Annotated in this window: 22 protein-coding genes and 2 pseudogenes; 20 read left to right on the top strand and 4 right to left on the bottom strand. The window is 58.8% G+C overall.

From position 1 onward, the window contains the following. Positions 1–231: 231 nt before the first annotated feature. Positions 232–963: an IS21-like element helper ATPase IstB gene (gene istB, locus RBB32_RS15535; protein ID WP_306154057.1), complete on the bottom strand. Its 732-nt coding sequence runs from the start codon at positions 961–963 to the stop codon at positions 232–234. After that, positions 960–1,451 (bottom strand): hypothetical protein, encoded by a 492-nt coding sequence (locus tag RBB32_RS15530; protein ID WP_306154055.1) that lies wholly within the window; start codon positions 1,449–1,451, stop codon positions 960–962. The genes istB and RBB32_RS15530 overlap by 4 nt, the downstream gene beginning before the upstream one ends. Before the next feature lie 50 nt (positions 1,452–1,501). On the opposite strand from RBB32_RS15530, the pseudogene RBB32_RS15525 reads away from it, so the two are divergent. From RBB32_RS15525 to RBB32_RS15445, 17 genes and pseudogenes are all read left to right on the top strand, one after another. Continuing rightward, positions 1,502–3,043, top strand: a pseudogene (locus tag RBB32_RS15525) (efflux RND transporter permease subunit); the annotation flags it as partial. Positions 3,044–3,245: 202 nt separating this feature from the next. Continuing rightward, a pseudogene (locus tag RBB32_RS15520) lies at positions 3,246–3,668 on the top strand (transposase); the annotation flags it as partial. A 123-nt stretch (positions 3,669–3,791) separates the two neighbouring features. After that, positions 3,792–5,003 (top strand): CaiB/BaiF CoA-transferase family protein, encoded by a 1,212-nt coding sequence (locus tag RBB32_RS15515; protein ID WP_142494384.1) that lies wholly within the window; start codon positions 3,792–3,794, stop codon positions 5,001–5,003. Next, positions 5,000–6,166, top strand: coding sequence for an acyl-CoA dehydrogenase family protein (locus tag RBB32_RS15510; protein ID WP_306154053.1), 1,167 nt, complete (start codon positions 5,000–5,002; stop codon positions 6,164–6,166). The genes RBB32_RS15515 and RBB32_RS15510 overlap by 4 nt, the downstream gene beginning before the upstream one ends. 198 nt (positions 6,167–6,364) lie before the next feature. Beyond that, a complete protein-coding gene (locus RBB32_RS15505) occupies positions 6,365–7,126 on the top strand; it encodes an SDR family oxidoreductase (protein WP_306154051.1) in 762 nt (253 codons plus the stop codon). Between the two features lie 37 nt (positions 7,127–7,163). Then, positions 7,164–7,970 carry an ABC transporter ATP-binding protein gene (locus RBB32_RS15500; RefSeq protein WP_043753103.1) on the top strand — a complete coding sequence of 269 codons (807 nt, stop codon included), beginning with the start codon at positions 7,164–7,166 and terminating at the stop codon, positions 7,968–7,970. Next, positions 7,963–9,882 carry a long-chain fatty acid--CoA ligase gene (locus tag RBB32_RS15495; RefSeq protein ID WP_306154048.1) on the top strand — a complete coding sequence of 640 codons (1,920 nt, stop codon included), beginning with the start codon at positions 7,963–7,965 and terminating at the stop codon, positions 9,880–9,882. The genes RBB32_RS15500 and RBB32_RS15495 overlap by 8 nt, the downstream gene beginning before the upstream one ends. Further along, positions 9,883–10,770, top strand: coding sequence for a branched-chain amino acid ABC transporter permease (locus RBB32_RS15490; protein WP_306154047.1), 888 nt, complete (start codon positions 9,883–9,885; stop codon positions 10,768–10,770). 3 nt (positions 10,771–10,773) lie between these two features. Beyond that, a complete protein-coding gene (locus RBB32_RS15485; RefSeq protein WP_306154045.1) occupies positions 10,774–11,847 on the top strand; it encodes a branched-chain amino acid ABC transporter permease in 1,074 nt (357 codons plus the stop codon). A 10-nt stretch (positions 11,848–11,857) separates the two neighbouring features. Further along, the gene (locus tag RBB32_RS15480) at positions 11,858–12,667 is read left to right on the top strand and encodes an ABC transporter ATP-binding protein (protein ID WP_043753147.1); all 810 of its coding nucleotides are present in this window, start codon (positions 11,858–11,860) and stop codon (positions 12,665–12,667) included. Positions 12,668–12,700: 33 nt separating this feature from the next. After that, on the top strand, positions 12,701–13,939 hold the full coding sequence (locus RBB32_RS15475; protein ID WP_346348376.1) for an ABC transporter substrate-binding protein: 1,239 nt from the start codon (positions 12,701–12,703) through the stop codon (positions 13,937–13,939). A gap of 94 nt (positions 13,940–14,033) precedes the next feature. Beyond that, positions 14,034–15,284 (top strand): ABC transporter substrate-binding protein, encoded by a 1,251-nt coding sequence (locus tag RBB32_RS15470; RefSeq protein ID WP_306154043.1) that lies wholly within the window; start codon positions 14,034–14,036, stop codon positions 15,282–15,284. 79 nt (positions 15,285–15,363) lie between these two features. Further along, entirely contained in the window at positions 15,364–16,140 is a 777-nt protein-coding gene (locus RBB32_RS15465; protein WP_306154042.1) for an enoyl-CoA hydratase/isomerase family protein, read from the top strand. An 11-nt stretch (positions 16,141–16,151) separates the two neighbouring features. Further along, positions 16,152–16,934: an enoyl-CoA hydratase/isomerase family protein gene (locus RBB32_RS15460; protein WP_276155044.1), complete on the top strand. Its 783-nt coding sequence runs from the start codon at positions 16,152–16,154 to the stop codon at positions 16,932–16,934. Positions 16,935–16,976: 42 nt separating this feature from the next. Next, positions 16,977–17,735 (top strand): electron transfer flavoprotein subunit beta/FixA family protein, encoded by a 759-nt coding sequence (locus RBB32_RS15455; protein ID WP_090029138.1) that lies wholly within the window; start codon positions 16,977–16,979, stop codon positions 17,733–17,735. Then, positions 17,735–18,661 (top strand): electron transfer flavoprotein subunit alpha/FixB family protein, encoded by a 927-nt coding sequence (locus RBB32_RS15450; protein ID WP_306154038.1) that lies wholly within the window; start codon positions 17,735–17,737, stop codon positions 18,659–18,661. Before RBB32_RS15455 ends, RBB32_RS15450 begins: the two co-directional genes overlap by 1 nt. 205 nt (positions 18,662–18,866) lie before the next feature. Beyond that, positions 18,867–20,024, top strand: a complete 1,158-nt coding sequence (locus RBB32_RS15445; RefSeq protein WP_306154033.1) for an acyl-CoA dehydrogenase family protein — start codon at positions 18,867–18,869, stop codon at positions 20,022–20,024. Between the two features lie 21 nt (positions 20,025–20,045). Here the strand turns inward: RBB32_RS15445 and RBB32_RS15440 are convergent, their stop codons facing one another. Both RBB32_RS15440 and RBB32_RS15435 read right to left on the bottom strand, forming a co-directional pair. Then, positions 20,046–21,212, bottom strand: coding sequence for a CaiB/BaiF CoA-transferase family protein (locus RBB32_RS15440; RefSeq protein WP_306154031.1), 1,167 nt, complete (start codon positions 21,210–21,212; stop codon positions 20,046–20,048). A gap of 33 nt (positions 21,213–21,245) precedes the next feature. Beyond that, positions 21,246–22,391 carry a CaiB/BaiF CoA-transferase family protein gene (locus RBB32_RS15435; protein WP_290575519.1) on the bottom strand — a complete coding sequence of 382 codons (1,146 nt, stop codon included), beginning with the start codon at positions 22,389–22,391 and terminating at the stop codon, positions 21,246–21,248. 104 nt (positions 22,392–22,495) lie between these two features. On the opposite strand from RBB32_RS15435, the gene RBB32_RS15430 reads away from it, so the two are divergent. Genes RBB32_RS15430 through RBB32_RS15420 form a run of 3 tightly spaced genes read left to right on the top strand, consistent with a single transcriptional unit; the run spans position 22,496 to position 24,909 of the window. Next, a complete protein-coding gene (locus RBB32_RS15430) occupies positions 22,496–22,873 on the top strand; it encodes a Zn-ribbon domain-containing OB-fold protein (protein WP_057796766.1) in 378 nt (125 codons plus the stop codon). Between the two features lie 3 nt (positions 22,874–22,876). Beyond that, entirely contained in the window at positions 22,877–24,028 is a 1,152-nt protein-coding gene (locus RBB32_RS15425; RefSeq protein ID WP_306154027.1) for a thiolase, read from the top strand. A gap of 23 nt (positions 24,029–24,051) precedes the next feature. Further along, the gene (locus RBB32_RS15420; protein WP_185959052.1) at positions 24,052–24,909 is read left to right on the top strand and encodes a MaoC/PaaZ C-terminal domain-containing protein; all 858 of its coding nucleotides are present in this window, start codon (positions 24,052–24,054) and stop codon (positions 24,907–24,909) included. Position 24,910 lies beyond the last annotated feature (1 nt).

Here is a 24,910-nt window from a genome sequence, read left to right as displayed (position 1 = left end):
TCATAATGTCGGCGGGCGGCAACTCGAGATACTGATCGAGTCAAATGAAGCCGCACCGCCAAACTGTCTGGGCTGTCGCAGCCTTCGCGCACGGCGCTGCCCAGTGTCAATGAGCGTTTAAAACTGACCCGGTTTCAGCGTTTAAAATTGACCCACCCTATGTGGCGCAAAGCCCCCAGGCGGGCCGCCCTCACATAGCGAGTCCGTCTGGGGGCTTTGCGAGCGCGACGTTTATGTTTTTCTGCGTCGCTTGCTCTGTGCAAATCGGTATGACGTGTTGCCTGTTTCGATGATGGCACAATGATGTGTGACACGATCCAGAAGCGCGGTTGTCATCTTGGCATCGCCGAAGACTGAGACCCATTCTCCGAACTCCAGGTTCGTCGTGATGATGACGCTGGTCTTCTCATAAAGTTTGCTGATCAGATGGAACAGCAATGCGCCGCCGGACTTGGGGAACGGAATGTAGCCCAGTTCGTCGATGATGACACAATCCAGCGCTGAGAGTTGCCGGATGATCTTCCCGGCATTGCCCTCGGCCTGTTCCTTGATCAGGGCGTTGATCAGATCGACGGCATTGAAGAAGCGCGCCTTCTTGCCGTTGTTGATCAAGGTGGTGCCCAAAGCGATGGCGATATGGGTTTTGCCTGTTCCGGTTCCACCCACCAGGATGAGATTGTGCGCCTCCTCAGTGAACTGGCCTGAGCAGAACGGTTCGATCTGGCTCTGGGTAACCGCGGCCGCACCGTAATCGAAGGTGGCGAAGTCCTTGTGATGGGGGAACTTCGCAATCCTCATTTGATACTGGATGGAGCGCACCCGCCGCTCTACAGTCTCAGCGTCGATCAGTTGCTTTATCGCTGTGGTCAGACTTGGTGGCTTGCGCGCGGACAGCAAATCATGGGCGCAAGCTGCCATTCCGTGCAGCCTCAGGGCGGTCAGTTGGTCGATGAGGACGTTCATGCGGCAGCCTCCTCAGCCGAGCACAGTGCCTCATAGCGCTTGCAATCGGCCTCGGGCCGCAACGTCAGCTGCGGATAGGTATAGGCGTCGCTGAGCGGCGTGATGGCCGGCTCCACCAACTGGTTAATCAGGTTGATGATGGCGGGCAGGCGCAGGGTGTTTTGTTGCACCGCCAGTTCGCAAGCCGTCTCGACCACCTCGATCCCGTGATCCTGGGCCAGCAGAAGCAGATCGACGAACTCCCGATCCCCGCCTTTGCCGGCCATGTAATGCTCCCTGATCCGATGCATGGCCTCAGGCAGTTGCCAGTCCACAAATGGAGCACCGTCGCGCAGGGCGCCGGGCTTGCGATCCAGCAACGGCACGTAATGCCAAGGTTCAAAATAGCTGACATTGCGGGTGAAGCGACGCTTGTGCTCGGCGATGACATCCTGGCCCGACACCAGCACGATCCGGCCGGCATAGGCGCGCAGCGACACAGGCGCCAAGAGACACCTCCAAGGACCCCTATCGCGGCTTAGTCTATTCGGCTTATCGCGGTTTCCTCTGGATGGCGCTGCGCGCCCGCGTGCTCGTCGTCCTGACGGTCGTCGGAATCACGGTCTGGTCGGTCATGGCCTTCGGCCAAGTCAAGCAGGCTTTCTTTCCGGCGTCGAACACCCCGATATTCTACGTCGAATTCCAGATGCCGCAGGGCACGGACATTCGAGTCACGAATGAAGAAATGGCCCGGCTCGAGGCGATCATCTTAGGCGAGGAGATAGTGACGGACGTGACAACGCTTGTCGGGCGAGGGGCCAGCCGCTTCATGCTGACCTACAACCCTGAGCAGGCCGATGCGAGCTACGGTCAGCTGATCGTGCGTGCGACCGATGCCACACTCATCCCCGATGTTGCGGCGCGTCTCAATCGCGAACTGCCGGCGCAATTCCCCAATGCTCTTATCCGCGTCGAGGAGATCGTCTTCGGTCCGCCTGCCGGGGCCGATGTCGCCGTTCGCTTTTCGGGACCCGATCCGGTAGTCCTCCGGCAGCTATCGGATAACGCGCTTGCGATCTTCGACGAGGCCGGCACGATCACAAACCCGCGCACAGACTGGCGGCAGCGCGAAATTCTCGTCGAACCCATCGTCGACGAGGCTCGCATGCGGTTGGCCGGTGCGACTCGCGGATCGATTTCCGACACCGTGCAATACGGGACCTCGGGCCTGCGGGTCGGCACCCTGCGCGAAGGCGATGCCGAAATCCCTATGTATCTGCGGCTTCCCGAGGTCGAGCGCGACGGGCTGGATCGTTTGCGCGATCTCTCCGTCTGGTCGCCGGGTGCAAATGATTACGTGCCGATGACCAACCTCGTCTCCAGCTTCGAGCCCCGCCTCGTCGAGGCGCTTATCCACCGCCGCGACCGTGAGCGTACGATAACGGTCCTCGGTGGTGCAGGTGGCGATCTGACAGCAGATGAGGCATTTCGCAGTGTCCGCACTGATATCGAAGCTATTCGGCTTCCCGAAGGCTACACGATGGAATGGGGCGGCGAGTTCGAAAGCGCGGGAGAGGCGCAGGCAAGCCTCGGCAAACAGCTTTCCTTGGGCTTTCTGGTAATGCTGACAATTTCGATCCTGATGTTCAACAAAGTGCGCCAGCCACTGATCCTGTGGCTCGTGGTTCCGATGTCGGTCACGGGGATGGTTCTCGGTCTGCTGTTCACTGGGCTACCGTTCACGTTCACGGCGCTTCTCGGCTTCTTGTCCCTTTCCGGGATGCTGATGAAGAATGCCATTGTGCTGGTGGAAGAAATCGATCAGCAACGCGCCGAAGGTGTCGAGGACTATCAGGCGGTAATCGATGGCTCGGTCAGCCGTTTGAGGCCCGTCGTGCTGGCTGCGGGCACAACGATTTTCGGTATGACTCCGCTCATATCAGACGCCTTCTTCGCATCGATGGCTGTCACAATCATGGGTGGCCTCGCGTTCGCCTCGATCCTGACACTGGTCGCGGTGCCGGTATTGTATGCGCTGTTCTTCTTGATCAAGCCGCCTAAACAAGAAAACGCTCCTTCAGGTTCCCCAGCGACAGCCTGAACGCAGATGCAGTTATAAGCGTTTCTCTGAGCGCCCTCGACCCGTCTTAAGGACGGTGTAGGCATGTTCCGTCGCCTCAAGCGCGCCTTCGAGAAAACCGCCGAATGTCGGAGCCACTTCGGTGCCGCCAAAGACGAGCGCTTCGTCCCGCAGGCCTGAAAGAACGCACGGCTGGCCATAATTCGTGAGGGCACGAAATACAGCGGAACTGCGGCTGGCAGCAGGCCAGGCGCACTCCCGCTCCATGGTCTAGGCCTTCAAGGCATGGACCGAGGCCCAACTGCTACGCATTCCCGGCAAGGGCGATCTCGCGAAGGCCTTCCGCTATGGTCTCAGCTGCTGGCCGTCATTCGAGCTCTTCCTTGGAGATGGCCGCGTCGGCATCGACGACAACACCGCCGAGCGCGTCATGCGCCCGATCAGCATCGGGCGAAAAAACTGGCTTTTTGCAGGCTCCGACAGCGGTGGCGAAACGCTGTCCCGGGCGATGTCCCTTGTCGAGACAGCCAAGATGAACGGCCTCGATCGGCAAGCCTGGCTGGCCGAAATCCTCGACCGCATCCACAATCACATGACCAACCCGCTCAACGAACCGCTTCCATGGAACTGGACGCCAATGAACTGATCCATGGTAACAACCGGGCGGTTACGTTTTCGGGGAGGTGATTACCTTTGAATCTTGAGATCCGACTTCGCCTTTGCTAGAAATCGAACAATCATTAGAAAATTAGCAAAGTCGAAAGTGCAGATGTCTGGACCCCTTGATCAACTGAAGATTATAGAACTTGGTCACGTAATTGCCGGACCACTTGCGGCAGCTTTACTCTCGGATTTTGGTGCAGATGTCATCAAGATCGAAGCCCCCAACCGGACGGATATGATGCGCGACCTTGGACCCAAGGCAGAGGATGGGGTGGGCGTCTGGTGGAAGACTTTGGGCCGTAACAAGAAAACACTAGGTCTGGACTGGAAGTCCGACGAGGGCCGGGACATCCTGCGAAAGTTGGTCGAAGATGCCGACGTGCTGATCGAGAATTTCCGACCGGGTGTGCTGGAACGTGCCGGTGTTGGGCCAGACGTCTTGCACGATTGGAACCCGGACTTGGTTGTCTTGCGGGTTTCAGGTTACGGACAGGACGGTCCGATGCGCGACCTGCCAGCGTTTGGGCGTGCTGCGGAGGCCATGAGTGGATTAGCGCATCTGACCGGTTTTCCCGACGGGCCGCCGATGCACCCCGGCTTTCCGGCGGCTGACAGCACGACAGGGCTAATGGGCGCTTTGGGAATCATGATCGCGCTATTTGCTCGCGAAAAGGGGATAGCACGCGGTCAGGTCGTCGATATTGCAGTATTCGAGGCCCTGCTTCGGTTGATGGATTATCCTGTTCCCGCATTGACTGGCGCGAACCTCTCGCCGCGACGCAATGGGCTGCGCCAGCCGATGGACTTTGCTCCGGGGGGGATGTTCCGAACGTCCGATGGGGTGTGGCTGAGCGTTTCGGCAGGGAGCGCGGAAACCGCGCAGCGCCTGTTGCGGGCGGTCGGAGGCGATGCCCTCGCCGATGACCCGCGGTTCGCGACATTGGGCGAGATGTCGCGGCACATGACGGTGGTCTTTGACGCGATCAATGATTTCGTCACGCAGCACACGGCTAAGGAAGTGGAAGCGGTATTCGCCCGCCATGATGCGGTTGCCTCGCGTGTGTTGAGCGTCGAAGAGATCATGACGAACGAGCAGATACGCCATCGTGGGGACATCGTGTCGGTCGACGGCGAACAGACCCAGGTCATTGGTCCGGTCCCTCATCTCAGCGCGACGCCCGGTCAGCTTCGTTGGCTGGGACGACCGCCTAGCGCAGACAGCCAAAGCATTCTGCGTGATCTTGGTTTTAACGATGAGCGGATCGCTGCCCTATGTGAGGCTGGGCTCGTAAGATTGGAGGGAGGGCGCGCGCTATGACATTTCGATTGACCGCCGACCAACAAGAGATTCGCGACCAGATTCTGCGGATTTGCGCAGGGTTCGACGACGACTATTGGCTGGATCGGGATCGCAACGGTGGTTTTCCCCATGATCTGCACAGGGCAATGGCCGATGGCGGCTGGCTAGGTATCGCCATGCCAGAAGCTGTCGGCGGCGCGGGTCTGGGGATCACCGAGGCGACCATAATGATGCAGGCAATTGCCGAGTCGGGGGCCGGCGCAAGCGGAGCCTCGGCCATCCACATGAACATTTTCGGGCTCAACCCGGTGGTGAAGTTTGGGACCGATGAGCAGCGCGCGCGTATGCTTGGCCCTCTAATAGCAGGCGATGAAAAGGCCTGTTTCGCCGTAACCGAACCGACGACCGGGTTAGACACCACAAAGCTGAAGACCATGGCGGTGCGGCAGGGGGACAGATATGTCGTGCACGGACAAAAAGTCTGGATTTCTACCGCGCAGGTGGCGGACAAGATGTTGCTTCTGGCCAGAACAACGCGGCTAGAGGATGTGAGCAGCCCGACCGAAGGGCTGAGCCTGTTCTATACAGATCTCGACCGAAATTTCGTCGATGTGCGAGAGATCGAAAAGATGGGTCGAAAGGCTGTCGATTCGAACGAAGTTTTCATCGATGGGTTGCCGATTCCGGCTGAGGACCTTATCGGGAAGGAGGGCAAAGGCTTTAGGCAAATTCTGCACGGGTTGAATCCCGAACGCATCCTGGTGGCCGGAGAATGCATAGGTATTGCGCGCAACGCACTGGCGCGAGCGGCGCATTATGCAAACGAACGTGTGATTTTTGACCGCCCGATCGGCCAAAATCAGGGTGTTCAGCATCCACTCGCCAAAGCCTGGGCGCGGGTGGAATCTGCCAATCTCATGGTGATGCACGCCGCCGCCCTTTACGATGCGGGAGAGCCCTGCGGCGTCGAGGCGAACGCCGCCAAACTTTTGGCCGCCGACGCTGCGGTTGAGGCGACCGAAGCCGCGCAAATTACATTTGGCGGATTCGGATACGCCAAGGAATATCACGTGGAGCGACTGGTACGGGAAGCTCTGCTGTTCCGCATCGTACCGGTGACACCGCAGATGCTTTTGTCGTTCATAGCAGAAAAAGCCCTTGGACTTCCAAAGTCTTACTGATCGGAGATAACGGGCGGGGCTGGTGGGAAAAGGTGTCTTGACCAATTTTCTAACACACGTTAGATTACTGGCAGATACCCCTAGTGGGGAATGGGAGGAGGCGTCATGAATAAGACGCAGTTTGGGTCTTCGAGGGAGGACCTATCAAAACGTGCAACCGTTTACGCAAGCGGTTTATTCACCGGCAAAGTCGTTGTGGTGACCGGGGCCGGAGGCGGATTGGGGCTGGCAATTGCGACCTTGTTCGCAAGGCTCGGGGCCAATCTGGCGATCAATGGACGCAACGAAGAGAAACTGGCTTTGGCCAAGGAGTTCCTTGAAAGTTTCGGGGGCGAAGTTTTCGCTGTGCCTATGACCATCCGGGAGCCTGAGCAGGTCGAGGATTTTGTCGCCAAGACGAACCAGGAGTTCAGGGCGATTGACGTATTGGTGAACAATGCTGGGGGTCAGTTTCCGCAAGCAGCGTTGGAGTTTAGTCCAAAGGGCTGGAATGCGGTCATAGACACCAACCTGAACGGCACGTGGTGGATGATGCAATCCACGGCGCGCCACTGGGTTGCCAACAAGCAATCGGGCTCCATCGTCAACATCGTGGCCGATATCTGGCGCGGCATGCCCGGCATCGCGCATACCTGTGCGGCCCGGGCAGGGGTAGTTTACCTGTCCAAGTCGGTTGCGGTGGAGTGGGCCCCGCACGGTATCCGAGTGAACTGCGTGGCGCCGGGTTGCTGCGAAAGCAACGGTTTCGGGAACTACCCTCCGGAGGGTTCTGCGACCTTTCAGGACTCCAACCCGATGCGGCACGCCGGGGACGAATGGGATGTCGCTGAAGGGGTTGTCTATATGGCGGCGAATTCAGGGAAATTCGTAACCGGAGAAGTTCTGAACACCGACGGTGGGCAGCAATTGTGGGGGGATCCATGGCCAACGGGGCGGCCGGACTACTTCCGGATTACCTGATGTTGGCCGTGAACCTTAGGGGGACAATGATATCTAGATGACGACAAGGATTAAAACAGCAATCGGAGCCGATGATGGGGCGATACTGGAGTGCAGCGGGGTCGAACGACGGTTCGGCGGCATCGTCGCTGTCACCGGTGTTGACCTCGTTATTCGACAAGGGGAAATCTTTGGACTTGTCGGCCCGAACGGCAGCGGCAAGACAACACTGACGAACGCAATTACCGGGTTCTACCCACCGAATGTGGGGACTGTCCGGTTGGCAGGAAAGGAAATCACGGGTACGGCACCTCACAAGGTTGCCAAGCTCGGCGTCGCCCGGACGTTCCAGAATCTTGCCTTGTTCAACGGGATGAGCGTTCTGGACAACATCCTGCTGGGGCGGCACATCCACATGAAACCGGGCGTTCTGCGCACCGCGCTTTACTGGTGGGCAGCACAGCGTGAAGAAATCGAAAACCGCAAGATCGTCGAAGAGGTGATCGAGTTTCTACAACTCGAGAGCATCCGGCATGAGTTGGTCGATGGCCTTCCGATCGGGTTGAAAAAACGGGTTGAGCTGGCGCGGGCATTGGTGGCCGAGCCACAGATGCTGATTCTCGATGAACCGATGGCCGGCATGAACCAGGAAGAGAAAGGGTATATGTCCCGTTTCATTCTGGATGCCCGTGCCGAACGCGGCGTCAGCGTTCTGCTGATCGAACACCATATGGATGTCATCACCGGCATTTGTGATCGGATGCTGGCCCTGAATTATGGTGAAATGATCGCCAGTGGCATCCCCAAGGAGGTTGTGAAGGACCCGCGGGTCATCGAGGCATATATCGGAGGGTCGCATGACTGATTTGACGAAGAAACAGTCTTCGGGCGGCGACACGATCGGCGCAATTCTGGCGCGGAACGCCTCGAAACACGGTTCGGAAATCGCGCTTCGCGAAAAAGAGCGTGGGATCTGGAAGGAAACCACATGGGCGGAATACGCCGAAGAGGTGCTGGCCTGCGCGGCCGGGCTTGAGAAAATCGGCGTAACACCGGGCAAGGCGGTGCTTATCCTGGGCGACAACCGGGCGCGGCTGTATGGCGGAATGCTGGCTATTTCGTTGCTGGGTGCCTATGCAATGCCTGCCTATCCCGGCGCGACGCTCGAAGAACTCCGGCACTTTCTTGGCGAAGTCGAAATCGTCGCGGCCATCGCTGAAGATCAGGAACAGGTTGACAAGATCCTGGAGCTGAAGGACGCGGGCGCCGAGGGGGTCGACCACATCATTTATGACGAAGCGCGGGGCCTTGGTTTCTATGAGGTCGAAGGGCTGATGTCCTGGGATCACCTGATTGAAGTCGGTCAGCACGATCTGAATGAAGCCCCCGGCCTGCGCGAAGAGCTTTACGGTCGTGCGAAACCCGAAGATCCGGCCATCTTCATGCATTCGTCAGGGACCACGGGCAAGCCGAAAGGTATCGTTCTAAGTCAGAAAAATGTTCTTGCTGCCGCTAAGAACGGGCATGCAGCGGGCGCATTCGACGAAAACGAGGAAATCCTGGCCTATCTGCCGATGGCCTGGGTGGGCGATTTTGCCATTACCGTCGCGGCGGCCCTGCTTTGGCGGTTCACCGTGAACGTGCCGGAACGTCAGGAAACGGTTGTGCGCGACATGCGCGAAATCGCTCCGACATTCTATCTGGCGGCGCCAAGAAGCTGGGACCAGATGCTGACGACGATCCAGGTCGGTATCGAGAATTCGACCCCGGTCAAGAAATGGTTGTACCATTTCTTCATGGATCGGGCCATCGCAGCTGAAATGAACAAGCTGAATGGCAAAAGCGGCGGTGTACTTGAGCCATTGGGCCGGCTTCTGGGCGAGGTGATGGTTTTCGGTCCGATCAAGGACCAGTTCGGGATGAGCCGCCTAAAGAATGCGTTCACCGGCGGTGAAGCGATCGGGGAAGACACCTTTGTATTCTACCGCGCCCTGGGGATCAAGTTGCGTCAGCTCTACGGCCAGACCGAGAACAGCGCGATCAACGCGATTCAGGCTCCGGGCGAGGTCCGTCTTCATACGGTTGGCAAACCCGCGCCTGGCGTCGAGGTCAGCATTGCCGAAGACGGTGAGATCCTGGTGCGCTCGGACAGCGTGTTCGAAGGGTATTTCAACAAACCCGAAGCGACCGCCGAAGCGCTTGAGGGCGGGTGGCTGCATACCGGCGATGCCGGCTATCTGGAAGACGACGGACACCTGGTTGTTCTGGGCCGTGTCTCCGAGGTCATGCACACCGCCGACGGTGAACGTTACGTTCCAAACTACATCGAGAACCGGTTGAAATTCAGCCCGTATATCAAGGATGCGGCCGTGATTGGCGCCGGGCTGAAGGAACTGACGGCGATGGTCTGCGTGGATTTCGAGGCCGTGGGGCACTGGGCCGAAGTGAACGGCGTACCTTACGTGTCATATGCCGATCTTTCTCAGCGTGAAGAGGTCGCGACGTTGCTTCGCGAGGCCTTCCAACGGGTCAACAAGGCCGTCACCGAACCATTGCGCCTGCAACGCTTTGTCAGTCTGCCGAAAGAATTCGACCCGGACGATGGTGAAATCACACGGACACGAAAACTGCGGCGCAAGGTCGTTCAGGAACGCTATGCTGACGTGATCGCGGCGCTCTACGACGGTTCAAAAGAGGTCCACGTAAGCGCGCAGGTGACTTACGAGACCGGGGAAGTAGGGAAGGTCGAAAGAAGCCTTCCTATCAGGGAGGTATAAATGGACTGGGTCTTTCTATCAGAGCTTGCGATCAACGGAGCCTTGACGGGTTTGCTGTATTCGCTATTCGCCATCGGCCTCGTGCTGATTTACAAGGCGTCTTCGGTGCCCAATCTGGCGCAGGGCGGGTTGACCATGGTCGGGGCCTATGTGGTCCTGGCTCTGGCGCGCGATGTGGGTTTGCCCTTGTGGCTGGCCATCCCTCTGGCTGCGGTTGTCATGTTCGCCCTTGGGTTCGGTATCGAGCGTGTTGCCCTGCGCCGTCTCGCAGGTCGGCCGGTTGTCATGATCTTGATGCTGACACTCGGCCTCGACATTTTCCTGCGGGGTACGACACTTGCCATCTGGGGCGGAACGTCGCGTTCGATGGAACTGGGCGTCAGCTATGATCCGCTGTTCCTGGGCGACATCTTCATCAGCCGCATCCATCTGGTCGGTGCCGGTGTCGCGCTTGCCTTGTTTGTCGGCTTCATGCTGTTCTTCCAAACCCGGACCGGGATCAAGCTGCGGGCGATCGCGGATGATTACATGGCTTCGTGGTCGGTCGGCATCTCGGTTGAACGCGGAGTTGGGTTGTCCTGGGCATTGGCATCCGTTGTTGCCATCGCCGCTGGCGTTATCTGGGGCGAGATTCAGGGTGTCGATCAGGCGCTGTCGCTGTTGCTTCTCAAAGGTCTGACGGTTGCCGTTCTCGGTGGTCTCGACAGTATCCTTGGCGCCGTGATCGCAGGCATCATCCTGGGCGTCGTCGAAAACGTTGGCGCTGATTTCCTCGATCCGCTTGTCGGAGGCGGAAGCCGTGAGCTTATCGTCGCTGCCGTGCTCATTCTTACCGTCATGATCCGTCCGCACGGGCTGTTCGGTCGTCACGACATCGAAAGGGTGTAAGGCATGTTTTACAGACTTTCTGGCGTCCATCACGCCAACTACGTTTCGGATAGCCGAATCTTCAAGGTGCCTGCTGACCGGAATCTGACAGCATTCATCTTCTTGATTGGCCTTGCCGCGCCATTCATCATCCCGTCGCTTTATCTGAACAGCTACATGCTTCCTTGGCTGATCTGGACGGCCGCCGCGCTTGGATTGAATCTGGTGACAGGTTGGGCAGGCCAACTTCACTTGGGTTATGCTGCAGTCATGGCCGTCGGAGCGTATTCGTCGATCCATGCCGCGCGTTTCGGGGTGACGTGGGAATTCGCCCTTATCATCGGCGGATTGACGTCATCCGTGATCGGCAGCCTGTTCGCTTTTGCCGCTTTGCGGGTCAAGGGCCTCTATCTCGCTCTCACTACTCTCGCTATGCAATTCGTGATGGACTGGGTTCTGACCCACTCTCCGGCGATCTCGGGGGGCTCACACGCGTCGCTCCAGTCACCGACATTGGCGCTGCTCGGGCAAGAGATTACCACTGATACTGGCTTCTACTATGTCGCCTTCGGCTGGTGTGTGTTGGTGACGATCTTCATGCTTAATCTCAAGCGGACTGGACTCGGTCGCGCCTTGGTCGCTGTCCGGGAAAAAGACTTTGCGGCCGCGATCCTGGGTGTGAACAGTTTCTACTACAAAATCCTCGCATTCGCGACTTCTTCGTTCATCGCAGGCGTCAGCGGTGCGTTGCTTGTTGCCACCTTTTTCTTTCTCGCCGCACCCGAGCAATTCTCGGTTGCCGTTTCGATCCAGGTTCTTGCGATGGTGATTGTTGGCGGCCTTGGCAGCATTATCGGTTCCTATTTCGGTGTTGCCCTGATCCTTCTTGTTCCGGGTATCGTGAACGGTCTCGTCGTCACGCTGAGTGACGGGCTTGGCATGCAGATCGATGTTGAAACACTCGCTCACATCCCGAACGCAGTCTATGGCGCACTGATCGTCATTATCCTTCTGATCGAACCACTCGGTTTGGGAAAACTCTACGGCAACATCAGAGACTATCTGATGGTCTGGCCCTTCGATCAGTTCAAGAAATAGGGGAATGCCGATGCAAGAAAAAGTTGAAGCCCAGAACATTCTGTCCATGAACAGTGTCGAGGTGCTGTACGACAATGTAATGCTGGCGATCAAAGGTGTTTCGGTTCAGGTTCCAAAGGGCGAGATGATCGCACTTTTGGGTTCTAACGGAGCGGGAAAAAGCACCACGTTGAAAGCGATCAGCGGTCTTTTGAAAGCCGAGCGCGGACGCATCAGCCGAGGTGAGATAACGTTCCAGGGAACGGACATTACCGAAGCGCTCGCGCAAAAACGCGTCGAGATGGGCATCTGTCATGTCATCGAAGGGCGGCGGGTCTTCGAACACCTGACCCCCGACGAGAACCTGACCGCCGCCGCGCCACGCGGAATGTCCCGATCAACGCTGAATGCGGAAAAGGAAAAGATCTACGGATATTTTCCGCGGCTTGCCGAACGCAAGAATTCGCAAGCAGGCTATTTGTCGGGTGGTGAGCAACAGATGCTTGCCATTGGGCGGGCCCTCGTGACCCAGCCGAAGCTGTTGATGCTTGATGAACCAAGTCTTGGGCTTGCTCCGTTCCTGGTCGAGGAAATCTTCGGCATCTTGCAAAAGATCAATAAGGATGAGGGCCTGTCCGTCCTGCTGGTGGAACAGAACGCCTTGGCGGCTCTGGAAATCGTTTCGCAAGGGTACCTTATCGAAAACGGCCGCGTTGTTATGCACGGCACCGCCGAGGCGCTCAAATCTAACTCCGACATTCAGGAGTTCTATCTAGGCGGCGGAGAGACCGATTTTCACAACGTCAAGCACTACAGCCGACGCAAACGTTGGCTGAGCTAACGTACTATTCGGAAACTGTTCAGGGAGGAACAAATGAAGAAACTTACCAAAGCGCTGGCTGTATTTTCAATGGTTGGCGGGGCGCTGTTCGGCACCCAGGCGCTGGCCGAGCCATTCAAGATCGGCATCTGCTACGATCTCAGCAAAGCCTATACCTTTGTCACGCCGCAGGTTTCGCAGGCCGCGATGGACCTTGCCAAGCTCATCAACATGAAGGGCGGCATCGGTGGGGAACCGGTCGAAGTCATCGTGCGTGACCACGGGAACGAACCGCAGCGCGGAATCGAGTGCTACTCGAAACTCAGCCGCGAGGGCGTCTTTGTTTTCGATACCCTGTCCACTCCGGTGTCTCTGGCTATCCTGCCGCGGGCCATGGAAGACGGGCGTATCCTGATGCAGTCTCTTGTCGGGCGCGGCGATGCCGTTGATGGCACCGTCTTCGATTGGGTCTATCCGATCGGGCCGACCTATTGGGGACAGGCCGCCAACGATGTCGCCTACATCAAGCAATTGCATGACGGCGATCTGTCAGATGTGAAGGTCGGGTTTGTTTACTTCGATTATCCCTTCGGGCAGGAGCCGATCGAGATCCTGGAAACCCTGTCCGAGAAAGAGGGTTTCGAGCTTGAACTGTACCCCGTGCCACTGCCTGGCAGCGACCAGGCCGGCGTGTGGTCCAAGGTGCGCCGCGACAAGCCCGATCATGTGATCGTCTGGATGCTGGGCGGTGCCCATGTGGTTGCCTCGAAAGAGATGAAGCGCAATCGCATTCCGATGGACAAATACATCTCGGTCAACTGGCTGAACGAAGTCGATATCGCCAACATCGGTAAAGAGGCCGCCAAAGGTATCAAGCGCGGGACCAATGTCGTGGGCGGTCAGGATATTGCCCTGTATCAGGAAATCATGGCCGAGCTTTATGACAAGGGCGAGGGATCCGGCCCGATCGAGAAGACGCAGGACGTTTTCTACAACACCGGGCTGGCCATGTATTCGATCATGTTCGAAGCCGCGCGCAAGGCGGCGGAAGCCGAGGGGCTGCCGATCACTCCGACATCCTACAAGGCCGGACTGGAGTCGCTTGAGGGCTATGACGCGAACGGGCTGATGGCCCCCATTACGGTGACGGCCGAAGATCATGGCGGCGGGGGCAAGACCCGTATCGAAATGTGGGACGGAGAGACTTGGGTGCCGCAAACCGACTGGATCTCTGAATACGCCGACGTCGTGTGGGACGTGGTTAAAGAAAGTTCCTCAAAATACGGGCAGTGAAAGACTGACACAGGAAGGGTTCCGCCATGCGGGGCGGCAGTGGCCCATGAAACGGTATAACCGCTCTAAATCAAACCAACGGGAGAGAGAAACGATGAAGATCAAACAGCACATAAAGGCGGTGGCCCTGACTGCCGCGCTGGCAGCAAGCGCGACTGTGGCCGCAGCGCAGGACAAGGAGCCGATCCGCTTCGGACTCTGCTTCGACCTCAGTAAATCCTACACGTTCATTTCGCCGCAAGTGGCCCAGGCGGCACAGGACCTCGCGAGGTACACCAACGAGAACGGTGGGATCGAAGGGCATCCGGTGGAAATCATCGTGCGCGATCACGGCAACGAACCGCAGCGCGGCGTGGAATGCTACGAGCAGCTCAAGCGCGAAGGTGTGTTCCTATTCAATTTTCTGTCCACGCCGGTCACGAACGCGGTTCTGCCGCGTGCGATGAAGGACGGGAACGTGTTGATGCAGTCTTTCGTTGGCCGCGGTGACGCGGTGGACGGCGAAGTATTCGAATGGGTTTTCCCGGTCGGTCCGACGTACTGGCAGCAGGCGGCAAATGACGTTGCCTTCATCAAGGATCAGATGGACGGTGACTTGAGCAAAGCGAAGATCGGGTTCATCTATCTGGATTATCCCTTCGGTCAGGAACCGATCGGGATCCTGAAAACGCTTTCCGAGAAGGAAGGGTTCGAACTGGAGCTTTATCCCGTGCCGCTTCCGGGATCGGATCAAGCCGGCGCATGGAGCAAAATCCGCCGTGACAAGCCAGATTATGTGATCAGCTGGCTACTGGCGGGCGGACATGTGGTTGCCTCGAAAGAAATGCGTCGCAACCGTTTCCCGATTGACCGCTATCTTGCGGTGAACTGGCTGAACGAAGTCGATATCGCCAACATCGGAGTGGAAGAGGCGAAAGGCATCCTGCGCGGGACCAACGTGGCCGGTGGCCAGGAAGTTCCGATCGTCAAGACGATGCTGGACACCTATTATGCCAATGGCAAGGGCAGCGGACCCGAGAGCCTCGTGCGCGACGTGTACTACAATACGGGCATGGCGATCTACTCGGCCGGTTTCGAAGCTGCGCGTATTGCGATTACCGAAAACGGTTGGCCGATCACACCGGAAAAGATGAAGAATGCCTATGAATCGATCGAGAACTTCGATGGAAACGGCATCATGGCCCCGGTTACAGTGACCGACAAAGACCACGGAGGTGGTGGCAAGACCCGGGTCGAACAGTGGAATGGCGAAACCTGGGTTCCGCTGACCGACTGGAGCGCCGACTATCTCGACGTTGTTTGGGATGTCATCAAGCACAACTCCGCGACGTTCAAAGTCGAATAAGACTGGGCTTCCCCGCGGCAGACACGTCGCGGGGAAGCTTTCCGCAGTTAGATTGTCCCGAGAAAGCGAAGCAGGTATCATGAGCCCCATTGACGTGAAGATCGAAGACGGAATTGCAACCGTCTGTATTGACCGGCCCGAACGCAAAAACGCACTTTCCGTGGCGGCTACGAACGGGCTGACCGATGCTTGGGAAAAGATCGAGGCGGATGACAGCGTTCGTGTGGCCATTCTGACTTCGGCCGATTGTGGCGTGTTCAGCGCCGGACTGGATCTGAAGGAAGCCACACAAATCGCACGCGACGAGGGCGTCGATATTCTGACCAAGATGCGCGACCCGTTTCACGAGACAATGCGCGCCTGCAAGAAACCGATCATCGCGGCGATGACGGGGTCGCTGATGGCGGGCGGAATGATGCTGACCTTGAATTGCGATCTGCGGGTCGGTCTCAAGGGGACCAAGGTCGGTATCACCGAAGTAAAGATCGGTCGTGGATCGCCCTGGGCATCGCCGGCACTGTCCATGCTACCGCAGCCCATCCTTATGGAAATCGTTCTGACCGGCGACTTGATGCCGATCGAGCGCCTGCACGAATACGGGTTCACCAACTATCTCGAGGACACGCCCGATGCCGTCCGCGCAAGGGCATTTGACCTTGCCAAGCGCATTGCCAGCGCGGCCCCGCTTTCGGTGATTGCGGCCAAAGGCGGCGTTCGCGCGACCATGGACTTGGGCTGTGCGGGTGGCCTGAAAGAGGGCAAGCGCCTTCACGAGGTGGTTTACGCCAGCAACGACGCGATTGAAGGCCCAAAGGCCTTTGCTGAAAAGCGCGCACCCGTCTGGACCGGAACCTGATGGAGGCTTGAATGACTGAGCTTATTCGCCTGGACAGGGATGGCCCTGTCGGAATCCTGCGGTTTCTTCAGCCGACAAAACGCAACCCTTACAGCATCGGGTTCGTCGATGAACTGGTGGCGCTCCTGCGCGAAGCCGAACGTGACGATGCGATCCGTGTCGTTGTTATGACCGGTGGCGATCATTTCAGCAGCGGCGGCGATCTTGTCGGGTTTCAGTCTGAGATCGCGAAAGGCGCAAAGGCGACATCGGAAATGGTGGAGCTGGTTCACGATGGCGGACGCGCGGCCTATCTGTTTCGCAAACCTCTGATTTCCGCGATATGCGGCGTGGCTTTTGGCGCGGGTTTAAGCCTGGCCTTGTCGGCGGACATTGTCGTTGCTGCCGAAGATGCCCGGCTGTGCGAAGTTTTTGCGCGCGTCGGCGGCTGTCCCGACACGGGATCTAGCTGGCTGCTTCAACAGCGTGCCGGTGCGGGGGTGGCGCGGATGCTGGTGCTCACGGGTCGTGAAATCGACGGGCGCACCGCTAGGGACCTGCGCGTTGTCGAAGAATGCGTGCCGGCCAACCAGGTCGAGGTACGGGCGTTGGAAATTGCCCGCGAGATTGCAACGCACCCGATGTTTGGCGTTCAGACCGCCAAGCGTGTGATGCGCGCCGCAGCCGAGTGCAGCTATCTCGAGGCGCTGGATATCGAGCGCGATGCCCAAAGCGTTTTGCTGTGCGCGCATGACTTTCCCGAGGCGATGAAAGCGTTTTCGGAAAAAAGAACCCCAGAATTCAAAGACCGTTAACTCGGTTGAAACCTTATCGCAAAACTCAAGGAGACCACGCCAATGAAGGTACTCGTGCCTGTGAAACGCGTGATCGACTACAACGTGAAGGTTCGTGTCAAAGCGGACGGAAGCGGTGTCGATCTGGCCAACGTTAAGATGTCGATGAACCCTTTCGACGAAATCGCCGTCGAAGAGGCGATCCGCCTGAAAGAGGCCGGCAAGGCCGAAGAGGTCGTCGCGGTATCCATCGGCGTCAAACAGGCGCAGGAAACCCTGCGCACCGCACTGGCCATGGGCGCCGACCGCGCCATCCTGGTCGTCGCAGCGGATGACGTGCACCAGGATATCGAGCCGCTGGCCGTGGCCAAGATCCTTGCCAAGGTCGTGGAAGAGGAACAGCCCGGTCTGGTTCTCTGCGGCAAGCAGGCGATCGACAACGACATGAACGCCACCGGCCAGATGCTGTCGGCGATCCTCGGTTGGAGCCAGGCGACCTTTGCCTCGGAAGTGGGCATCGATGGCGACAGCGCCGTCGTCACCCGCGAGGTCGATGGCGGCCTGCAGACCATCAAGGTCAAGATGCCGACCGTCGTTTCCGTCGACCTGCGCCTGAACGAACCGCGCTATGCGTCGCTGCCCAACATCATGAAGGCCAAGAAAAAGCCGCTGGATGAAAAGACCGCCGCCGATTACGGCGTCGACGTCACCCCGCGCCTGACCGTGGTCAAGACGTCCGAGCCGGCCGAACGCGCCGCCGGTGAAATGGTTGGCTCGGTCGACGAGCTGGTTGCGAAACTCAAGGAAAAGGGGGCGGTGTGATGGCTGTTCTTCTTCTTGCCGAAGTCAACAATGGTGAACTGTCGATGGACGCGACCGCAAAGGCGGTCACCGCGTCTAAGGCCCTGGGCGACGTGACGGTTCTGTGCGCCGGCGCATCCGCCGCCGATGCCGCGAAAGAAGCCGCGACAATCGACGGCGTGGCCAAGGTGCTGGTCGCCGAAGACCCCGCGCTGGGTCATCGCCTGGCGGAATCGACCGCCGACCTGATCGTGTCGCTGGCAGGCGATTACGATCACATCGTGGCGCCCGCCACCACCGACGCCAAGAACGTGCTGCCCCGCGTGGCCGCGCTGCTGGACGTGATGATGCTGACCGACGTCTCGGGCGTGGTCGATGCCGACACGTTCGAGCGCCCGATCTACGCAGGTAACGCGATCCAGACGGTGAAATCGGGCGACGCGAAAAAGGTCGTGTCCTTCCGCACCGCCAGCTTTGACGCGGCCGGCACCGGTGGCTCCGCCACTGTGGAAACCGTGGGCGGGGCCTCCGCTTCGGGCCTGTCGGAATGGGTCGAAGACAAGGTCGCCGAAAGCGACCGTCCCGAACTGACCTCGGCCGGTATCGTGGTTTCGGGCGGCCGTGGCGTCGGCTCGGAAGACGATTTCGCGCTGATCGAGAAACTGGCCGACAAGCTGGGCGCCGCCGTTGGCGCATCCCGCGCCGCCGTCGACTCGGGCTTTGCACCGAACGACTGGCAGGTCGGCCAGACCGGCAAGGTGGTCGCGCCTGACCTGTATATCGCCGTCGGCATCTCGGGTGCGATCCAGCACCTTGCGGGCATGAAGGACAGCAAGATCATCGTCGCGATCAACAAGGACGAAGAGGCCCCGATCTTCCAGGTGGCCGATTACGGCCTGGTCGCCGACCTGTTCGAAGCCTTGCCTGAACTGACCGACAAGCTGTAAGTCCATTGCAAAAATTACAAAAAGGCCCGCCTGTTTTGTCGGGCCTTTTTGTACGAGCCGAATGGGCGGCGCGTTGATTGGAAAAATCCGGATGCGCACGGTCCGAAGCCGTGTGACGCTCCGTCAGAACGGCTCGGGTTCATTGTCGAGAAAAAAACACTTGTTAGATTTCCTCAATGCAAGCATGACTCGATAGGAATAAAACATGTCTCTGATCAAGAACTCCCCGAGTTGGGCAGTGGATGAACACAAGATGTTCGCCGATAGTACACGCAGGCTTTTCGATGCAGAGATGGCTCCGAAGATTGAAAAATGGGCGGAGCAGGGAATTGTTGACCGCGACTTCTGGAAAACAGTCGGTCAGCAGGGTGTCATGGGTGGCTCGATTGCCGAAGAATATGGTGGGTTCGGTGGCGGCATCGGGTTCGACGCGATTACCGTCTACGAGCAGGGGCGCACCGGCGATACGGGTTGGGGCTATGGGATTCAGTCCATCGTAATCCATTATCTCAACGCATATGGCAGTGAGGAACAGAAGAAAAAGTGGTTGCCGAAACTGGTCAGCGGCGGCAGCGTTGCGGCGATTGCCATGACCGAGCCTGGAACGGGCTCTGACCTCCAGAACGTACAAACCTATGCGGAAAAGGATGGCAACCACTACAAGATCAACGGTTCGAAGATCTTTATCACAAACGGGCTCACGGCGGATCTCGTTGTTATCGTGGCAAAGACCGATCGCAACGCCGGCGCCAAGGGCGTTTCGTTGATCGTTCTGGAAACCGAGGGCGCCGAGGGCTTTCGCCGGGGACGGAACCTGAAGAAACTGGGTATGAAAGGTTCGGATACTGCTGAGCTGTTCTTCGAGGATGTGCGCGTGCCCACGGCGAACCTGCTTGGTCCGGAAGAGGGGCAGGGGTTCTACCAGCTGATGAAGCAGCTGCCTTGGGAGCGGCTGATGATCGGCATTACCGCGCTCGGTTTTATTGATTTTGCGATCGATGAAACGGTGAAATATGTTCAGGACCGCAAGGCATTTGGAAGCCGGATCATGGACTTCCAGAATACACGCTTCAAACTGGCGGAATGCAAAACCAAGGCCGAATTGCTACGTTCCTTCGTAAATGACGGGCTCGCGCGTCTTGAAGCGGGCGAACTTGATGCGGCCACGGCTTCGATGGCGAAATGGTGGGGCAGCCAGACGCAGAACGAGGTCATGCATGAATGCCTGCAACTGCACGGCGGTTACGGTTTCATGATGGAATACCCCATCGCGCGACTTTATGCCGACAGCAGGGTCCAGATGATCTATGGCGGCACCAACGAGATCATGAAGGAACTGATCGCACGCTCGATGGATGTTTGATCCGTCCGGTGCCGGGTGGGGCTACTCCCTGCCCGGCCCCAGAATTTCGTCGCTGTGTTCCCCAAGTCGCGGGGCCGGGCGATGATCATGTCGCGCAGGGGTCGCCGAAAAGCGAACCGGCGGGCGTGTCGTCCAGATCGCACCTTCGGTCGGGTGATCAATCCGTTGAAAGAACCCGGTTGCGGCAAGATGGGGATCGTTCGGCAAATCTGACAGGTTGCGCACTGGCATGGCGGGTATGTCGGCCTGCTCCATGAGGTCAAGCCACTCATCTGTGGTCCGGGTCAGCGCAATCTGCGCCACCATATCGTATACTGCGCCGATGTTGCGGCTACGGGCGTCCATGTCCGTGACCCAGACATGGTCGATCATGTCATTGCGCCCAACCGTCTTGAAAAACCGCGCCCATTGTACGTTGGTGTAAGGCAGAATTGTGATGTAGCCATCAGCGGTCTGAACTGGACGCCGGTGCGGAACCAGCATGCGGGCATAGCCGAAATCCTGCGGAAGCTCTTCAAAGGTGGCACCATCCATATGTTCGGCCAACAGGAAGGCGGCCAGCGTCTCAAACATCGGAACCTCGACATGCTGGGCCTCTCCAGTACGTTCGCGGTGGAATAGGGCACCCATCACGGCATAGGCAGCGGTGACCCCGCCAAGCTTGTCGGCGAGAATTGTCGGGGCATAGGCGGGCGGTGCCTCGGGGTCGCGAAGGGTCGCCAGGCTGGCCAATCCCGACACCGACTGGACGGAATCGTCGAATGCAGGCTTGGCGGCATAGGGCCCGTCCTGCCCGAAACCGGTGGCGGATACCGTGATCAGGTTCGGGTTTTCCTGGCGTAGGGTTTCGGGATCCAAAGACAATCTGGCCAGCGCCGCAGGCCGGATGCTCGAAATCATCACATCGGCATCGATGAGCAACTTGCGCAACTGATCGCGACCGGTTTGCGTTTTGAGGTCGAGTACGACACTGCGCTTGTTACGGTTGGCCCCCAGAAAAGCGGCACCCATCAGCTTGTTGCGCGATGGCTGGACCTGGCGAAGAAGATCGCCCTCGGGGCCTTCGACCTTGATCACATCGGCCCCCAGATCGCCCAGCATCTGCGTCGCCAAAGGTCCGAAAACCACAGAAGTCAGATCGACGATCTTCACGCCTTGAAGGATCCCCGGTTTGTTCTCAGCGGCCATTTGGTTGTCCACCCTTTTAGTTGCCCACCGTTTTTATGAACGACGGCCGAACTCAGCGCGAAGGGCTTTGCCTTGCGCATCGAAGGCCGGGCAGGCACCCAGTGCCGTTTCACCGAGGCTGCGACGGATCGGGGGTGACGGGACGTTGATTTCACCGGACGGCGTGGCAATCACGGACCGGTCGAGCTGGGGGTGATCGGACAGGGTCGCCACATCGTTCACCGCGCCAGACGCAATGCCCGCAGCGTCAAGCCGCTTCAGCATCTCGGCGCGGTCATGCGAGGCGAACACGGCCTTGATGAGAACTTCGAGCGCGGGTTTGTTTTCAATTCGCGACGTGTTGTCATGGAACCGGGGGTCGGTTGCCAAAGCCGCATCGCCCAGTATGTGTTCACAGAACCGTTGCCATTCGCCGCTGTGCTGAACGGTAATGACGACAAGCTGACCGTCCTTGCATTCATAGGCCCCGTACGGGCAGATGACCGTGTGGTTCAGTCCGACACGAGGTGTCGGCTTGCCAAGGTAATCGTGATACAGCAGCGGAACCGACATCCAGTCGGCCATCACATCAAACATTGCCACGGAAACGCCGCTGCCCTTGCCGGTGCGATCACGCCCGACAAGTGCTTCGCAGATTCCAGCATGGGCTGTCATACCGGTGGCGATATCGCAGACCGACACGCCCACCCGTCCTGGTCCGTCGGGTGTACCGGTCACTGATGCCAGACCGCTCTCGCATTGCACCAGAAGGTCATAGGCCTTGGCGTCACGCATCGGGCCGTCTTCGCCATATCCGGTGATGTCGCAGGTCACGAGACGCGGGAAGCTCTCTCGCAGAGTCGCGGAATCGAGCCCGAGCTTGGCCAGCGCGCCCGGCAGCAGGTTTTGAATAAACACATCTGCGTTTTCCAGCATCCTGAGCAGGATTTCACGGTCTTCGTCGGCTTTAATGTCCAAGGCGACCGATTCTTTGCCTCGGTTCAGCCATGTGAAATAGGCGCTTTCACCGTTGGCGGCGGTATCGTAGGCGCGGGCGAAATCGCCTGCGCCCTTGCGTTCGATCTTGATCACGCGCGCGCCGGCGTCGGCCAGCCGCGAGGAGCAAAAAGGCGCGGCGACTGCCTGTTCCAACGCAACGACGAGTTTGCCGGAAAGGGGGGCTAAGTCTGAACCTGACATGAGTTTCTCTCAATTGATCCTGAAAGGTTGACTAAATCTAACAATTGTTAGAAAGGTTATCAATACGCTTAAACAAAGACTGGGTCGCTTGAAGGAGAACGCCTATGCAGGATGCCAAAGGACCAGACCAGCTTTTCCAACGCGCGCTGGCAGAGGGAGAGATCCTGCTGCCCAAGTGCGACGACTGCGGGGCCTATCACTTTTTCCCGCGAGTCCTGTGTCCACATTGTCATGGCACCGCGATTTCGTGGAAGCAGGCCGGCGGCAAGGGACGGGTCCACACCACAACAGTCGTGCGCCGAAAGCCCGAACGGGGCGGCGACTACAACGTATGCGTCGTCGAGCTGGACGAGGGTGTCCGGATGATGAGCCGGGTCGAGGGCATTGCCCCGGGTGAGGTCGTCATCGACATGCCTGTAACCGCATTCGTGGGCGAGGCCGAGGGTGTTCCGGCCGTGCTTTTCAAACCGTCGGAGGGATAGGCCATGACCACTGAACTTCGGGGGAAATCCGCCATCGTGGGAACCGGTCATGCCGGTTTCGGAGAAGCCCATGGCCTGACGGCCTATGATGTCATGGCGCAATCTGCGCTTGCGGCGCTTGGCGATGCCGGGCTGAAACTGTCCGACGTCGACGGGCTGTTTTGCACCATGATGGAAGACAGCATGCCGGCGCTTATGGCGGCGGAGTATCTGGGCATCCAGCCCCGTTTCATTGATGGCACGATGTCGGGCGGTTCGTCCTTCGTAAACTACCTGACGTCCGCGACCATGGCGCTGGACGCCGGTCTGTGTGATGTCGCGCTGATTGTTTATGGCTCCAACCAGCGCACCGCGTCGGGCAGACTGGTGACCGCTTCACGTCCGCCGGCCTACGAGGCGCCGTATAATCCGCGCTATCCGATCTCGGCCTATGCGATGGCGGCGGCGCGGCACATGCATGAATATGGTACCACCCGCGAACAGCTGGCCGACGTGGCCGTTGCCGCGCGGGCCTGGGCGCAGCGCAACCCCGAAGCGTTCGAGCGCGGCCCGCTGACCCGCGAGGACGTGTTGGGTTCGCGCATGGTGGGCGATCCATTGACCGTGCGCGACTGTTGTCTTGTCACCGACGGTGGCGGCGCGATCGTAATGGTCCGCGCGGACCGCGCCCGGGATTTCCCGAAGGCACCTGTCTATGTGCTGGGCAGTGCTGCGGCAAGCTCGCACCGGCAGATTTCCCAGATGAAGGATTTCACCGTGACCGCGGCCCGCGACTCGGGCGCGCGCGCCTTTGCGGCGGCCGGAGTGACCCCTGCGGATATCCAGGCGGTCGAGCTCTATGATGCCTTCACCATCAACACGATTTTGTTTCTCGAAGATCTTGGGTTCTGCGCGAAGGGCGAGGGAGGGGCCTTTGTCGAGGGCGGACGCATCGCGCCTGGCGGCGTGTTGCCGGTGAACACGAATGGCGGCGGCCTGTCCTGCGTGCACCCCGGGATGTACGGCATCTTCACAGTGATCGAGGCTGCCCGTCAGATCCGTGGCGACGCGCCGGGCATTCAGTTGAAGGATATTGATCTGGCGCTGGCGCATGGCAATGGCGGTGTGCTGTCCAGCCAGGTCACGGCAATACTGGGGTCACGAAACACGCTCTGACGGCGATCAAGGGAGGAAAGATCATGCCACTGGATTTCGAAGCACTTTCGAATTGGGATTTCGAAGAGATCAAGCAGACTCTGACCGAGCGGGATACCATCCTTTACGCACTCGGGCTGGGGTTCGGCGAAGATCCGACAGACAAGAAAGAACTGGCCTTTGTCTATGAGGACGGTCTGAAGGCGGTTCCCTCTATGGCCGTTACCCTGGGGTATCCGGGCTTCTGGCTGCGCAATCCGAAAACCGGCGTGAACTGGCAGAAAGTGCTGCACGGAGAACAGTGGCTCGACATCTACAAGCCGCTGCCGACACATGGCCGAATTGTCGGCCGCAGCAAGATCGACTTTATCGCCGACAAGGGCGAGGGCAAGGGAGCCGTCATTTACCAAAGCCGCGATATTATCGACGCGGACAGCGGCGAAAAACTGGCGCGCGTGGCGATGTCGGCTTTCTGTCGCGGTGATGGGGGGTTCGGCGGTGAAAACCAGGCGGGTCCGGCACCCGCAGTGCTGCCTGATCGGGCGCCTGATCATGTATGTGATATCAATACCCTGCCGCGCCAAGCCCTTATTTATCGTCTCAGCGGTGATTTCAATCCGCTTCATGCTGACCCGGATGTTGCCCGTTCTGTCGGGTTCGACCGCCCGATCCTGCATGGTCTGGCGACCTATGGGCTGGCGGCCCGGGCGATTCTCAAGACGTTGCTGGACTATGATTCTGCCCGGCTTGTCGGTCTGGATGTTCGGTTCTCGGCGCCGGTCTATCCCGGCGAAACCGTGCGGTTCGAAATCTGGGAAGAGGACGGCGAGGCCCGGTTTCGAGCATCTATTCCGGCACGCGACGTGGTTGTTCTGAACAACGGCGCGGCGCGCTTCGCCTGAG

Origin of the sequence: Roseovarius sp. MMSF_3281 (assembly GCF_030733685.1) — a bacterium.
GTDB lineage: Bacteria > Pseudomonadota > Alphaproteobacteria > Rhodobacterales > Rhodobacteraceae > Roseovarius.
Note: the sequence above shows the minus strand (reverse complement) of the source record. Positions and strands in the feature narration are given on the sequence as shown.

Coding starts and splice junctions, on each gene's coding strand:
- istB (WP_306154057.1), bottom strand. CDS start 963: ATGAACGTCCTCATCGACCAACTGACCGCCCTGAGGCTGCACGGAATG.
- RBB32_RS15515 (WP_142494384.1), top strand. CDS start 3,792: ATGTCTGGACCCCTTGATCAACTGAAGATTATAGAACTTGGTCACGTA.
- RBB32_RS15510 (WP_306154053.1), top strand. CDS start 5,000: ATGACATTTCGATTGACCGCCGACCAACAAGAGATTCGCGACCAGATT.
- RBB32_RS15500 (WP_043753103.1), top strand. CDS start 7,164: ATGACGACAAGGATTAAAACAGCAATCGGAGCCGATGATGGGGCGATA.
- RBB32_RS15495 (WP_306154048.1), top strand. CDS start 7,963: ATGACTGATTTGACGAAGAAACAGTCTTCGGGCGGCGACACGATCGGC.
- RBB32_RS15490 (WP_306154047.1), top strand. CDS start 9,883: ATGGACTGGGTCTTTCTATCAGAGCTTGCGATCAACGGAGCCTTGACG.
- RBB32_RS15485 (WP_306154045.1), top strand. CDS start 10,774: ATGTTTTACAGACTTTCTGGCGTCCATCACGCCAACTACGTTTCGGAT.
- RBB32_RS15480 (WP_043753147.1), top strand. CDS start 11,858: ATGCAAGAAAAAGTTGAAGCCCAGAACATTCTGTCCATGAACAGTGTC.
- RBB32_RS15475 (WP_346348376.1), top strand. CDS start 12,701: ATGAAGAAACTTACCAAAGCGCTGGCTGTATTTTCAATGGTTGGCGGG.
- RBB32_RS15470 (WP_306154043.1), top strand. CDS start 14,034: ATGAAGATCAAACAGCACATAAAGGCGGTGGCCCTGACTGCCGCGCTG.
- RBB32_RS15465 (WP_306154042.1), top strand. CDS start 15,364: ATGAGCCCCATTGACGTGAAGATCGAAGACGGAATTGCAACCGTCTGT.
- RBB32_RS15460 (WP_276155044.1), top strand. CDS start 16,152: ATGACTGAGCTTATTCGCCTGGACAGGGATGGCCCTGTCGGAATCCTG.
- RBB32_RS15455 (WP_090029138.1), top strand. CDS start 16,977: ATGAAGGTACTCGTGCCTGTGAAACGCGTGATCGACTACAACGTGAAG.
- RBB32_RS15450 (WP_306154038.1), top strand. CDS start 17,735: ATGGCTGTTCTTCTTCTTGCCGAAGTCAACAATGGTGAACTGTCGATG.
- RBB32_RS15445 (WP_306154033.1), top strand. CDS start 18,867: ATGTCTCTGATCAAGAACTCCCCGAGTTGGGCAGTGGATGAACACAAG.
- RBB32_RS15440 (WP_306154031.1), bottom strand. CDS start 21,212: ATGGCCGCTGAGAACAAACCGGGGATCCTTCAAGGCGTGAAGATCGTC.
- RBB32_RS15435 (WP_290575519.1), bottom strand. CDS start 22,391: ATGTCAGGTTCAGACTTAGCCCCCCTTTCCGGCAAACTCGTCGTTGCG.
- RBB32_RS15430 (WP_057796766.1), top strand. CDS start 22,496: ATGCAGGATGCCAAAGGACCAGACCAGCTTTTCCAACGCGCGCTGGCA.
- RBB32_RS15425 (WP_306154027.1), top strand. CDS start 22,877: ATGACCACTGAACTTCGGGGGAAATCCGCCATCGTGGGAACCGGTCAT.
- RBB32_RS15420 (WP_185959052.1), top strand. CDS start 24,052: ATGCCACTGGATTTCGAAGCACTTTCGAATTGGGATTTCGAAGAGATC.